Raw genomic sequence first — 11,326 nt, 5'->3', positions numbered from 1 at the left:
CACGAAAAAAAATTTTCCTTTCGAAAAAGGAAAATTTTCTTCTATATTAATGACTTTAAATACCGTTTATCAATCGCTGTTTCATGCGAAAGAGCTGACAAATATTCTTCTTGTGCTTTTTGTATTTCATCTACAATCACACCTTGACTATCCACTTCTTTTCCGAGCTCGTCATACGTACGGTGAATAGCTTTTTGAATCATTGATAATTGGAAACTATCCATACCACTTCCTCCTTTACGCACTACATAATAGCCAGTATATGCGTGCTGGAGGAGTTTTATACTATGAATTACGCGGCGGACGTTTTCCGAAGTATTGGTAGTAATCTGTACGGATAAATCCGTTAAACAGTTTACGTTTCTTTGATGCATCTTTTCCGTAGCACTTCTCAAACGCTTCGTAACTTGTTAATACATACGCTGACCATGTGTCTAATGGGCGGAATACTTGTCCCATTTCTTTGTACAATTGTTCAACGAGTGCTTTTTCACTTAAACGTTCTCCGTATGGAGGATTCGTTACAACATATCCATAATCCTCTTTTGTCGTGAAATCTTTTACTTGCATTTGTTTAAATGTGATCAAATCACCTAAACCTACTTCTTCAGCGTTATCTTGAGCAACTCGAATCATACGATGATCGATATCTGATCCAATGATTTGTAGTGGTTGATTGTAATTCGCTAAATCTTCAGCTTCTTGACGAGCTTCACGCCAGTTTTGTTTACCAACCCAGCCCCACTCATCTGATGCGAAGCCACGGTTAAATCCTGGTGCAATATTTTGGCCAATTAATGCTGCTTCAATCGGAATTGTACCTGATCCACAGAAAGGATCCACGAAAGGACGATCTGGCTTCCAGTTTGTTAACTTAATTAAAGACGCAGCCAATGTTTCTTTTAATGGAGCTTCCCCTTGATCCATACGGTATCCACGTTTATGAAGTCCAACACCACTTGCATCAATTGTTAACGTTGCAATATCCTTGAGCATTGCAATCTCAATACGGAATAACGGACCATCTTCTTCAAACCAAGTTGTACGTTTATATGTTGTTTTTAATTTTTCAACGACAGCTTTTTTAACGATACGTTGGCAATCCGAAACACTGAACAACTCAGATTTTAACGATTTACCGATTACTGGAAACTCTCCGTTCTCTGGAATATAATCTCCCCAGTTTAATGCTTTCGTTTTTTCAAACAGCTCATCAAATGTTGTCGCTTTAAATTCGCCAACTTTAATTTTCACACGGTCCGCAGTACGTAACCATAAGTTCGTGCGACAAATCGCCTTTTCATCTGCTTCAAATGTTACTTTGCTGTTTTCCACTTGGCATTCATAACCAAGATCACGAACTTCTCGGGCAACTAATGCTTCAATACCCATTGCCGCTGTTGCAATTAAAGTAACTTTTCCCATTTGCATTCACCTCTTATGTATAGTCAAACAATGATTAATAGCAATTAGTCCTATTAATCATTACATTTTACGAAAAATTTTCTCATTAACCATTTTAACTCATAATTTATAACTTCATACAAATAAAAAGCCCTCCTCTAACAAAGGAGAGCTGAGTTATTTCATAGTTGGTTCATAACGTTCTGTAAGCCATGTTCTGTTCCTTTGTACTGCAAACGGCCCACGCCTCGTACTCCGGTGGCAATCATCTATCTACAGGTTATACAACCTGTCCTTTCCCATCGTTCATTTCCTTGGAAAAGATTCCCCTACCATTATTTGGGTTTCTCGCTCGTGGGGTTTACCTCGTTCCACTCCTATCATTTCTTCAAGGACTTCGTCACTGTGGCACTTTAAAGGTAGTCAAACCATATCCGAAAGGACTTAGGTTTTTTCCCTGCCGTTAAACCAGCCTTACAGCCAGAATACCCTAGCTTATGAATTGGCTAGGCACGAACACTACAGCCATCTCAGGCCGTGCGAGCATGGACTTTCCTCTACAACGTTGGCGTTGCAGCGATTACCCAAACGTTATGACATCCATTAGTATAGTGGAAACAAAAAGATTTTGCAATGTTTTTTTCTATGTAAAATGCTTTAACCTTTTTACCACTAGAAATTATTCGTATAACTTACTTCCAAATACAGCTTTTTCTAAATTAGATAGACGTTTCAAAATGTCCGTATTCGTGTTGTTATATACAGGTTGTGCAACTGGTGTTTGTACAACTGGTTGTTGTGGCACTTGCGTTGCTACTAGTTTTTGTTCCTCTAATTCACGCTTTAAACGAGCATTTTGTTGCTTTAATTGGTCAAACTCCTTGTGGAAAGCTTCATAGTCTTTAATGATCATATCAAGAAACTTGTCTACTTCTTCTTGTTGATAACCTCTCATGCCTGTTTTAAATTCTTTTTCTAAAATATCTTTCGCCGTTAATTTAATTTTATCCGAAATCATTTTCTTCACCTCAAATTTTTGCCAAAACTTTCATTACCTAAATTTTTTCAGAAACAATGCCTTTTGTCAATCATATATACGAGTACTATATTACATATTACTCAGCATTATTCCACTGTTCCTCTTCTATTATATCTTGTAAATCGGAAAAAAGAATAAAATAACTGTGATAATTTTCTATTTCTCCTTTTTTCTTTGCTGCTTCTACAATATATTTAGGACTCCCTGGTTTTTCTTCATCATATACAGCTAAAAGTGCATCACTTTTTTCAATAAAAAATTGATTTTTTAATTTAAATTGCTCTGGGCTTTCGTACTTCCGTTTCGTAATACTATCAATATGGTCTGCTTGAGAGAGAATATATTCGTAATATTCACGGTTATCTTCCTTCCAGCTTTCTTCCTGTTCTAAAAACGGAGTAAATACCGCTAATTTTAAATCTGGATATTCTACTTGAATGTCAAAAACAACTTCAGCAGCCCATAATTCGACCCCTAGCTGTCCACTTATTATCACCCATTCCAAACCTTCCTCTACAAAAGTAGTTAATTTTCGGTGTAATGCTTTTTTTATACAGTCCACCCCTGGATGATCATTTTTAAATATACCAAGTTCAAACGGCTTATATCCCGTTATAGCAATAACTTTCATATCAACACTCCAATTACAAAAAAAGAACTAGCATTTCGCTAGTTCTAACATATCATTTACTTTTTAAACATTCCACCAACATTTGGTCCAATATTCGGACCTACTGGTGATACATTGTTTGGTAAAAATGGTGATACATTTGGCCCGAATGGAGATACGTTTGGTCCAAACGGTGATACATTTGGTCCTGGACCAAATGGAGATACGTGATGTCCATGATGGCCATGATGACCATGACCACATGGTCCACATCCGCCGCCGAATCCTGGATCGATTGGGTCTACAACATTTACATTCGAGTTTGTTTGCGGGAAGAAGTTTTGGTTTTTAATTTGTTGATGGTGTACATGTGTTGTATGCGTCGGGAAAATGTGTGGCACCACCGTTGTTGAAAAAGAATGTGTTACGCATTGTTTCGTCGGATGAATGACAGGAGCAGTTGTACAAATAGGTCCTGTAGGCTTATGCCCTCCAAAGCAAGGATGACAATGATGCATAGTTTTTTCTCTCCTCTCTCATAAAAAAAATCTGATTACACTTTACAATATGAGAAAGGAGGTTAAGCCGCTTGTTATATATACCCATTTATTATAAGGAAATTTGTCTAGTCCCCACTTCCTATACAATGTTTTTTATAGACAATCCTTCAAAATTACTTACCAAAAAAACCTCCAACTTGCTTTACAATACCTGTCACTTGATTCATCGCATTCATCATTTGTCCAGCTGTATTCATCATTTTATTTACATCATAGTTCCCATCTGACGTTTTAAATTGGGAAACAAAACTAGAAAACTGACTCGGTTGCTGTTGTTGTTTTTGTTTGTTCTGCGTCGGGTACGGCTGTTTTGGTGGATAAAACATCGCTTGCTGATTTCCATAGGGAGATGGTGGTGGCATATAGTATTGCGAATTCATATAAGGTTGCTGTTGTTGATCCATATAAGGCTGCTGTTGTTGATTCATATAAGGTTGCTGCTGTTGCTGAGGTTGGTTCATAAACGACACTTCAAATGGCTGGTAATAATTTTGATTTCCATAATGAGGCTCGAAAGGATACATATTATACCGTAAATATGTATCCGTATTATATTGGTACATATTTTGCTGTGCATATGGATTAGATTGCTGATATACGTTAGATTGTTGAAACATGCATTCTCTCCTCCTTCACATAAGTTTCTACATATATAATATGTACTTGTAAAATAATTTGTGTGACGGAGTATCTGTCTATTTTTGTCGGAAGTTTAAATTTTTAAAAAATTAAAAAAGAAAACCCTTCCATGCTATGATAATGAAGAAGAAGATTCTCATGGGGGAGGAATCAACATGGTATTAGGGGATTTAAAACAAGCGTTTTCTCAAAAAAAGGGGTATTACACAGAGAATGTAAATGAATTGTTAGACTTTGCGAGACATTGGTATCTCGAAGGAAAAATATGCATTTCAGATTACCGAACATTAATAAAAGAATTAGAAATAAACGGTGCAACAAAACCTACAACTATGACAGAAGCATAAAAAACAAGAGGGTTTCCCCTCTTGTTACTTACATTGCTCAATTATATTTTGCAAAGTATACGAAATGGCTTGATGTGTTTCAAAGAATCGCTTACCTTTACCTTTATTTACAAAACATTGCAATACATTTGTCTGTAAATTATCGTACACTTGATCAATTTGCTGTACATGTATATACTTCGGTTTTTCTTCCTTAATCCATTTATAAGCTAATTCTTTCCACACTTTTAATTCCTCATCTACCATATCTACAAATGGTTTCATATCCTTATAAAAATCGTACTCAATCATTTCTCTTTTTTTCACATTCGCTTCATTATTATACTCCATGAGTTTTTCTGAAGATTGTATTAATGCTTCATACTTCATTTTATTCCCACCTTATTATGCACTCACTACGACGTTTTGAAATGCCTTCACCCAATTCCCTTTTTCTTCGTGATGCACTAATTTATTTTCCATATGTTCAATATGCATTTCTGTTATTTCTATCTTATTGCATATTTTTTCACTCTTATCCTTCAATGCATGATTCATTCTAATCCCTATATTCATTTCCAGCAAATCGAGAGAACTTAACATTTGATCCATTGTTTTCATTACATCTTCCTTCTGAACCATCGCCATATACAAAACGCCCCCTTCTTTGCTTTTCCTTTGTCATGTAATTTCGCCGAATGATTCCCCACTCCTGCTCACATGACAAAACTAGTTGTTATTCGTCAAAGAAATCATTTTGTATGCCATCGATAGAAATGGTAACAATACAAAAAGGAGGTGTATGAAAATGGCAAAGAACAAAAACGAAAAAAAGAAAAAACAAAACAAACAAAATAAACCCGAGACTGGCAATCCAAAGTTAGATGGTCCAAACTTCCCTGCTACATAAAGTGAAACTTTAGCACTTTTACAAAAAGCTAATTTCTGAAGCATCCTTAATCTCTTATGTTCATTATGTTTTGAGATTAAATTTTTCGCACACATGGCAGGATTACTTCACATTAAGAAGTCCCGTCTTCATAAATGAAGACGGGACTTCTTTTCTATTATATCACGAACTCACCCATCCTTTTAACAAAACGATTTACAATAGAAGCAACATAGATTTGCTCCCTCTTTCTTTTATACCATTCTGTTATATCAACTTCCCCCTTATACTCTTCCAGTAAAAACAACTCATTTATTTCCGTATCTCTACAAAACCAATCTCCCATGCTTATTTCCTTATGTGCAACAACAGGATAAACCTCTCTAAGGACTGGCGTACAAGATTTTCTAATTTCTCTTACAAAACATTCATAGTCTGCTCTTGATCCTGTGTGTATAGTTTGCAATGCAAACCTATGGAATAAACTTTTATAATTCGGATGAAACAGTAAATCCGCTAATTTCTTCCCTAGTTCTATACGCTTTTGTAGCGTTTCAAATTGATACACTGAAAACCCATACATCCCCCCTTCAACGGTTGGAAAAATAACAGCACTTATATGAAGCATTTCTTGCAATTTAAAAAATGCAGTATGAAATACATGTTTTTTAAAATATGCATTCTCAATAACTGGTTTTTGAATTTTATTTTGCTCATTTATAATAAGCGCTGTCATGAGCCTACTTCTATCTTTTTTCTCCCAAAAATAAATCCATTCTTTTTCCATAAAAATTGATACGTTGAAATATTGTAACAAGTGGAATAGCGGTACTTGTCTCCTCTTACTTTCTTCGTATAACAATAGCTGAGGGAATGCATCTAAAAAAATAATCCAATTCGCTTCTTCATAAGTCAGAAACAAATGTTTTTTTACTGTTTGAGGTAAAACAGTAGCATAATACCTCCCTTTTAAATCAGTCATATTCCATCCCGCATTTCTTGAGACCATACTTGCTAAAAAAGCCCACCTAATTTCATCATTTCTTACATAATATTCTTGATAGGACTGTGTTCGAGAAATGTTATCCATATTAGCTATTTCTATTTCCCTCTTAATGTTGTAAACGATTGCTTTCTCTTCTTCTGTACAAACCATATTTTTACGATATTGTTCAATTTTTTCATAATCATTCCATGTAAACATGAACTAGTCATCATACCTTTCTTCAAAAAGGTCACATCTTTTTTCATTTTTTGTTATAATCACCTTTGTAAGTAATTCTTAACAAGTTGGGAGTGGACACACTATGACCATTCGTTACCCAAATGGAAAACGGTACAATCAAGCTTCACAACCTCATAAAGCACCAATTAAAAAACATACTTATAGTAATAGAGGTATGTCCCTTGAAGAGGAATTAAATGAAACAAATGAATATTACTTAACCCATAATATTGCATGTGTACATAAAAAACCTACACCTCTTCAAATTGTAAAAGTAGATTACCCCGCTCGAAGTGCTGCAGTGGTAAAAGAAGCGTATTTCAAACAACCTTCTACAACAGATTACAACGGTGTATATAAAGGGAAGTACATCGATTTTGAAGCGAAAGAAACAAAAAATAAAACCAGCTTTCCACTTCAAAACTTCCACCTTCATCAAATTGAACATATGAAGCAAGTAATCGCCCATAATGGGATTGCATTTGTTATTATTAAATTTACACTTTTTGATGAACTTTATTTATTAGATGCAAAACATATTATTGCATTTTGGAATCGTCAAAATACTGGTGGACGAAAATCGATTACGAAAGAAGAAATAGAAGAGCATGGATCTTTATTATCATGCGGTTATCACCCTCGGATTGATTATATCCGTGTACTAGACACGGTTTATTTTTCGTGATAGAGTCATCACTAAGGCTCTTTTTTCGACTTTTGGGGGAGAGAATGAAAGGTAGGAGAAAGTATAATGTCAGATAATTATCGTTCTCGTACAGAACGAAATCATGTAAAAAATCAAAAGCAAGAAACAAATAAAGAGAAAAAACCAAAGAAAAAAGGCTCCTTTTTTAAGAAATTCCTTATAGGTTGTCTACTTCTTGGTATCGTTGGTCTTGTAGCTAGCGTTTCCGCTTTCTTTGTTATGGTGAAGGACGCTCCAAAATTAGACAAATCAAAACTTGTCAATCCTTTATCAACAAAGTTTCTTGATAAGAATGGGAATTTTTTCTATGAATACGGTGCTGAAAAACGAACCCACGTTACGTATGATCAAATTCCAAAGGTAGTTGAAAGTGCATTCCTTGCAACTGAGGATTCACGTTTCTATGATCATAATGGAATTGATTTTAAACGAACTACAAAAGCAGTTATGGAAAATGTCACTGGAGGATTCGGATCTCAAGGTGGTAGTACGATTACACAACAAGTAGTCAAAAACTATTTTCTAACGATGGACAAAACTGCAAAGAGAAAAGTACAAGAATGGTACCTATCTTACAAATTAGAGCAACAATACTCTAAGCATGAGATTTTAGAAATGTACTTAAATAAGATTAACTTAGGTAACCGTTCGTATGGTATTGCAACAGCAGCCAAAAAATATTATGACAAAGATTTAAAAGACTTACAGTTACATGAAGCTGCAATGCTTGCAGGTTTACCCCAAGGTCCGAATATTTATGATCCAACAAAACCAGATAACGTTGAACGAGCTACACAACGTCGTAACGTCGTATTATCATTAATGAATCGACATGGTTATATAACAAAAGATGAAATGAATAACGCAATGAAAATCTCTGTAACTGAGGGTCTTCAACCATCTTCAGAAGTAACAGAGATGAAGTATCAAGCATTTTTAGATGCTGTTGTAAAAGAAGTTGAAAAAGAATATCCGGATGTAAATATCGGTTCAGATGGTTTAACAATCCATACAACACTTGATCAAGATGCTCAAGATTATGCTGAAAAAATTATGGATGGTAATCTTATTAAGTATCCGAACGATCAATTCCAAGGTTCATTCGTATTTATGGATACACAATCTGGAGAAGTTCGAGCAATTGGAGCTGGGCGTAAAGAAAGTAAGTCTACTTTCAAAGGTCATAATATGGCCACTGATTTAAAACGCCAAGTCGGTTCAACAATGAAACCAATTTTCGACTACGGTCCAGCAATTGAGAATTTACAATGGTCTACATACCATCAATTAAATGACTCAGAGTATACGTATTCCAATGGGAAAAAAATACGAAATGCAACAAATAGTTATAAAGGTGACGTTTCACTACGTGAAGCTTTGAAAAAATCATTAAATATTCCGGCTTTAAAGACAGCCCAAGCGGTTGGCCTTCCTAAGTCACAAGCGTTTGCTGAGGGTTTAGGTATGACATTTAAAGACGGCAAAACATATGAATCAACAGCAATTGGTAGTAACGATAGTTCACCATTACAAGTAGCGGGGGCATATGCAGCCTTTGGTAACGGTGGGAACTACAATAAACCGCACTTCGTAAAAGAAGTTATCTTCCCAGATGGGAAAAAGAAAAGTTTTAAACCGAAAGAACAACGTGCGATGCAAGACTATACAGCTTACATGGTGACTGACGTTCTTCGTGACGTAGTAAAACCTGGTTCTGGCGGTACTGGTCCAACAGCATACGTTTCAGGTGTTGATGTTGCCGGTAAAACAGGAACACAAAACTTTGATGCAGACGTTATAAAAGAATATGGTATTCCAGCTGATGCAAACAGAGATAGCTGGTTCGCTGGATATACACCGCAATATACAATGGCAGTATGGACTGGTTACGAAAAAAATGGCCCAGAAAACTACATTAGTGATCGTTATACTAGAATTGCACAACAAATGTTCCAAGTAATGATGAGCAAATTCGCTACAGATAAATCTCGTTTCGAACGCCCTTCTTCTGTACAAGAATTATATGGTGAATTGTACGTAAAAGGTGCTAAGAAAGATGCGGTTAAACAAATTAAAGTAGATGCACCTAGTGGTCTTAATGTCGCTTTCGATGGCGCTAGCACAGTTACACTAAACTGGTCTGGACCAGCAGAAGTTGATGCGTATGCAGCAAGCTATAAAGCGACTGACGGTTCAAGTGGTAGCCTATCAATAAGTGGTACGACAGCTACTCTTGGTGGTATTAAACCAGGCGTTACTTACAGCTTCTCTGTAGTAGCGAAAAAAGGTAATGGAACAAGCCCTGCAGTTGGTGCATCCTTCACTGCACCTGGCGGAACTCCAGACCCTAAAAAAGCTGAAGACGACGCTAAGAAGAAGGCTGACGAAGAAGCTCAGAAAAAAGCTGCTGAGGACGCACAGAAAAAAGCTAATGAAGATAAACTAAAACAAGAAGAAGCTCAGAAAAAAGCTGCTGAAGAGCAGCGTAAACAACAAGAGCAACAACAGCAACAAGAACAACAACGTAAACAACAAGAAGAAGCTCAGAAAAAGGCCGCTGAAGAAGAAGCCGCTAGAAAGAAAGCCGAGGAAGAAGCTGCTAGAAAGAAAGCTGAAGAAGAGGCTGCTAGAAAAAAAGCTGAAGAAGAACAACACAAGCAACAAGAACAACAAAATACCGGAGGAGATACACCTCACGCAGACGGAAATGTTGTTACAACAGAGTCTTAATACAAAAAAGAAGTCCTTTCTCTTAACGAGAAAAGGACTTCTTTTTTGTTATCATTTTCTTTACGTATAGCTTTTCTATTTCAATATACAACTGCGCTAACTGAATATAGGAATGATAATTATTCGGTTTCTTTATAATGAACGAATATCGCTCCATAAAATTAACTGGTTGTACTTCTAAATTACTCGTATAAGCTCCCAGTTCATTCAAACTATGAACAGGTTGCTCATTTAGCCAATATACAATCGATAACAAATGTGCCGCAAAAAGAATCATTGGACCTTCAGCTTCTTGCTTATTTCTGTTTCGAAATAGTGTAGCGATGTTTTCATGCTTACTTTTCCATACGTTCAACAGTACAGGAACACTATTTTCAATTTCACTCCACGGCTCATCTTGTCTTTCCATATCATATATAAAGTAAGTATTTTGTATGATTTCTTCAAAAGATTGTTCTGTATGATACGTAATCGAATCCATACCTTCTTTAAAAAATGGTAAGCACCGAAATTCTTTCGGTATTTCTATCACTCGCTCCATCCTTTATTTCCCCTTCATTCGCTTCTTTCCTTCACGACATACTTCTAGTAAAGGGCACTCTTCACATTGTGGTCGCTGTGCTTTACAGTGATAACGTCCAAAGAAAATCATACGGTGATGTGTAACGCTCCATTCATCCATCGGAATTTTCTTCATTAATGTCTTTTCTACTTCTAACACCGAATCTTTCCATCTACAAATCGCTAACCGTTTACTCACTCTCTCTACATGCGTATCAACAGCAATTGCCGGAATGCCATATGCTACCGAAACAACTACATTTGCTGTTTTTCTCCCTACTCCTGGTAACTTCGTCAGCTCGTCACGATCTTCTGGAACTTTTCCATCATAATCATCCAGCAACATTCGGCACAATTTTTGAATGTTTTTTGCTTTATTTCTATACAACCCAATAGAACGTATATCTTGTTGTAACTCTTCTAGGGAAACACTTAAATAATCTTCTGGTGTTTTATATTTTTGAAATAAATTTTTCGTCACTTTATTTACAAGCGCATCTGTACATTGTGCAGATAATGCCACCGCAATTACTAATTCAAAGGGATTATCATGAATTAATTCACAATGTGCTTCTGGATACATATCCGCCATTGTATCTAAACAATAGCGAATTTGCGTTTTATTTAACATATACTT

The 11,326-nt window shown here is 36.0% G+C and carries 15 protein-coding genes and 1 other RNA gene; 4 read left to right on the top strand and 12 right to left on the bottom strand.

Annotated features, from left to right (window positions below; translation table 11 throughout):
* Positions 1-41: 41 nt before the first annotated feature.
* The 7 genes from MHB74_RS08115 to MHB74_RS08085 form a co-directional block, all read right to left on the bottom strand.
* Positions 42-224 carry a DUF3921 domain-containing protein gene (locus tag MHB74_RS08115; RefSeq protein ID WP_000376898.1) on the bottom strand — a complete coding sequence of 61 codons (183 nt, stop codon included), beginning with the start codon at positions 222-224 and terminating at the stop codon, positions 42-44.
* A 61-nt stretch (positions 225-285) separates the two neighbouring features.
* A complete protein-coding gene (locus MHB74_RS08110; RefSeq protein ID WP_000521229.1) occupies positions 286-1,425 on the bottom strand; it encodes a THUMP domain-containing class I SAM-dependent RNA methyltransferase in 1,140 nt (379 codons plus the stop codon).
* Positions 1,426-1,605: 180 nt separating this feature from the next.
* Positions 1,606-1,996: RNase P RNA component class B (gene rnpB / locus MHB74_RS08105), an RNA gene on the bottom strand.
* Positions 1,997-2,083: 87 nt separating this feature from the next.
* Positions 2,084-2,422 carry a cell division regulator GpsB gene (gene gpsB, locus MHB74_RS08100; RefSeq protein WP_000622425.1) on the bottom strand — a complete coding sequence of 113 codons (339 nt, stop codon included), beginning with the start codon at positions 2,420-2,422 and terminating at the stop codon, positions 2,084-2,086.
* Positions 2,423-2,519: 97 nt separating this feature from the next.
* Complete coding sequence (locus MHB74_RS08095) at positions 2,520-3,074, bottom strand: DUF1273 domain-containing protein (RefSeq protein WP_061679501.1); 555 nt, start codon at positions 3,072-3,074, stop codon at positions 2,520-2,522.
* A 56-nt stretch (positions 3,075-3,130) separates the two neighbouring features.
* Positions 3,131-3,571 (bottom strand): CotD family spore coat protein, encoded by a 441-nt coding sequence (locus MHB74_RS08090; protein WP_061679502.1) that lies wholly within the window; start codon positions 3,569-3,571, stop codon positions 3,131-3,133.
* Between the two features lie 155 nt (positions 3,572-3,726).
* On the bottom strand, positions 3,727-4,230 hold the full coding sequence (locus tag MHB74_RS08085; RefSeq protein ID WP_061679503.1) for a YppG family protein: 504 nt from the start codon (positions 4,228-4,230) through the stop codon (positions 3,727-3,729).
* A 177-nt stretch (positions 4,231-4,407) separates the two neighbouring features.
* Here MHB74_RS08085 and MHB74_RS08080 point away from each other — a divergent pair, with 177 nt between their 5' ends.
* Positions 4,408-4,599 carry a YppF family protein gene (locus MHB74_RS08080; RefSeq protein WP_000242661.1) on the top strand — a complete coding sequence of 64 codons (192 nt, stop codon included), beginning with the start codon at positions 4,408-4,410 and terminating at the stop codon, positions 4,597-4,599.
* 24 nt (positions 4,600-4,623) lie between these two features.
* Here MHB74_RS08080 and MHB74_RS08075 read toward each other — a convergent pair whose 3' ends face one another.
* Together MHB74_RS08075 and MHB74_RS08070 are read right to left on the bottom strand one after the other, a co-directional pair.
* Positions 4,624-4,968 carry a YppE family protein gene (locus MHB74_RS08075; RefSeq protein ID WP_061679504.1) on the bottom strand — a complete coding sequence of 115 codons (345 nt, stop codon included), beginning with the start codon at positions 4,966-4,968 and terminating at the stop codon, positions 4,624-4,626.
* Positions 4,969-4,983: 15 nt separating this feature from the next.
* The gene (locus MHB74_RS08070; protein WP_001252039.1) at positions 4,984-5,226 is read right to left on the bottom strand and encodes a hypothetical protein; all 243 of its coding nucleotides are present in this window, start codon (positions 5,224-5,226) and stop codon (positions 4,984-4,986) included.
* A gap of 85 nt (positions 5,227-5,311) precedes the next feature.
* Here MHB74_RS08070 and MHB74_RS08065 point away from each other — a divergent pair, with 85 nt between their 5' ends.
* Entirely contained in the window at positions 5,312-5,488 is a 177-nt protein-coding gene (locus MHB74_RS08065) for a phage portal protein (RefSeq protein WP_080467831.1), read from the top strand.
* A 157-nt stretch (positions 5,489-5,645) separates the two neighbouring features.
* On the opposite strand, the gene MHB74_RS08060 is transcribed toward MHB74_RS08065, so the two are convergent.
* Positions 5,646-6,671: a DUF2515 domain-containing protein gene (locus MHB74_RS08060; protein ID WP_061679505.1), complete on the bottom strand. Its 1,026-nt coding sequence runs from the start codon at positions 6,669-6,671 to the stop codon at positions 5,646-5,648.
* Positions 6,672-6,774: 103 nt separating this feature from the next.
* Between MHB74_RS08060 and recU the strand changes: the two genes are divergently transcribed.
* Both recU and MHB74_RS08050 read left to right on the top strand, forming a co-directional pair.
* On the top strand, positions 6,775-7,377 hold the full coding sequence (recU, locus tag MHB74_RS08055; protein ID WP_061679506.1) for a Holliday junction resolvase RecU: 603 nt from the start codon (positions 6,775-6,777) through the stop codon (positions 7,375-7,377).
* Between the two features lie 66 nt (positions 7,378-7,443).
* On the top strand, positions 7,444-10,128 hold the full coding sequence (locus MHB74_RS08050; protein WP_061679507.1) for a PBP1A family penicillin-binding protein: 2,685 nt from the start codon (positions 7,444-7,446) through the stop codon (positions 10,126-10,128).
* 22 nt (positions 10,129-10,150) lie between these two features.
* On the opposite strand, the gene MHB74_RS08045 is transcribed toward MHB74_RS08050, so the two are convergent.
* Together MHB74_RS08045 and nth are read right to left on the bottom strand one after the other, a co-directional pair.
* Positions 10,151-10,669: a YpoC family protein gene (locus tag MHB74_RS08045; protein WP_061679508.1), complete on the bottom strand. Its 519-nt coding sequence runs from the start codon at positions 10,667-10,669 to the stop codon at positions 10,151-10,153.
* Positions 10,670-10,672: 3 nt separating this feature from the next.
* Positions 10,673-11,320: an endonuclease III gene (gene nth, locus MHB74_RS08040; protein ID WP_000933021.1), complete on the bottom strand. Its 648-nt coding sequence runs from the start codon at positions 11,318-11,320 to the stop codon at positions 10,673-10,675.
* Positions 11,321-11,326: the final 6 nt, after the last annotated feature.

Source organism: Bacillus sp. FSL K6-0069 (assembly GCF_038007785.1).
In the GTDB taxonomy this organism is placed as follows: Bacteria; Bacillota; Bacilli; order Bacillales; family Bacillaceae_G; genus Bacillus_A; species Bacillus_A mobilis.
The sequence above is the reverse complement of the archived record's forward strand: the minus strand, read 5'-3'. Positions and strand labels throughout refer to the sequence as shown.

Coding starts and splice junctions, on each gene's coding strand:
- MHB74_RS08085 (WP_061679503.1), bottom strand. CDS start 4,230: ATGTTTCAACAATCTAACGTATATCAGCAATCTAATCCATATGCACAG.
- MHB74_RS08095 (WP_061679501.1), bottom strand. CDS start 3,074: ATGAAAGTTATTGCTATAACGGGATATAAGCCGTTTGAACTTGGTATA.
- nth (WP_000933021.1), bottom strand. CDS start 11,320: ATGTTAAATAAAACGCAAATTCGCTATTGTTTAGATACAATGGCGGAT.
- MHB74_RS08075 (WP_061679504.1), bottom strand. CDS start 4,968: ATGAAGTATGAAGCATTAATACAATCTTCAGAAAAACTCATGGAGTAT.
- MHB74_RS08060 (WP_061679505.1), bottom strand. CDS start 6,671: ATGTTTACATGGAATGATTATGAAAAAATTGAACAATATCGTAAAAAT.
- MHB74_RS08050 (WP_061679507.1), top strand. CDS start 7,444: ATGTCAGATAATTATCGTTCTCGTACAGAACGAAATCATGTAAAAAAT.
- MHB74_RS08090 (WP_061679502.1), bottom strand. CDS start 3,571: ATGCATCATTGTCATCCTTGCTTTGGAGGGCATAAGCCTACAGGACCT.
- recU (WP_061679506.1), top strand. CDS start 6,775: ATGACCATTCGTTACCCAAATGGAAAACGGTACAATCAAGCTTCACAA.
- MHB74_RS08115 (WP_000376898.1), bottom strand. CDS start 224: ATGGATAGTTTCCAATTATCAATGATTCAAAAAGCTATTCACCGTACG.
- MHB74_RS08045 (WP_061679508.1), bottom strand. CDS start 10,669: ATGGAGCGAGTGATAGAAATACCGAAAGAATTTCGGTGCTTACCATTT.
- MHB74_RS08070 (WP_001252039.1), bottom strand. CDS start 5,226: ATGGCGATGGTTCAGAAGGAAGATGTAATGAAAACAATGGATCAAATG.
- gpsB (WP_000622425.1), bottom strand. CDS start 2,422: ATGATTTCGGATAAAATTAAATTAACGGCGAAAGATATTTTAGAAAAA.
- MHB74_RS08080 (WP_000242661.1), top strand. CDS start 4,408: ATGGTATTAGGGGATTTAAAACAAGCGTTTTCTCAAAAAAAGGGGTAT.
- MHB74_RS08110 (WP_000521229.1), bottom strand. CDS start 1,425: ATGGGAAAAGTTACTTTAATTGCAACAGCGGCAATGGGTATTGAAGCA.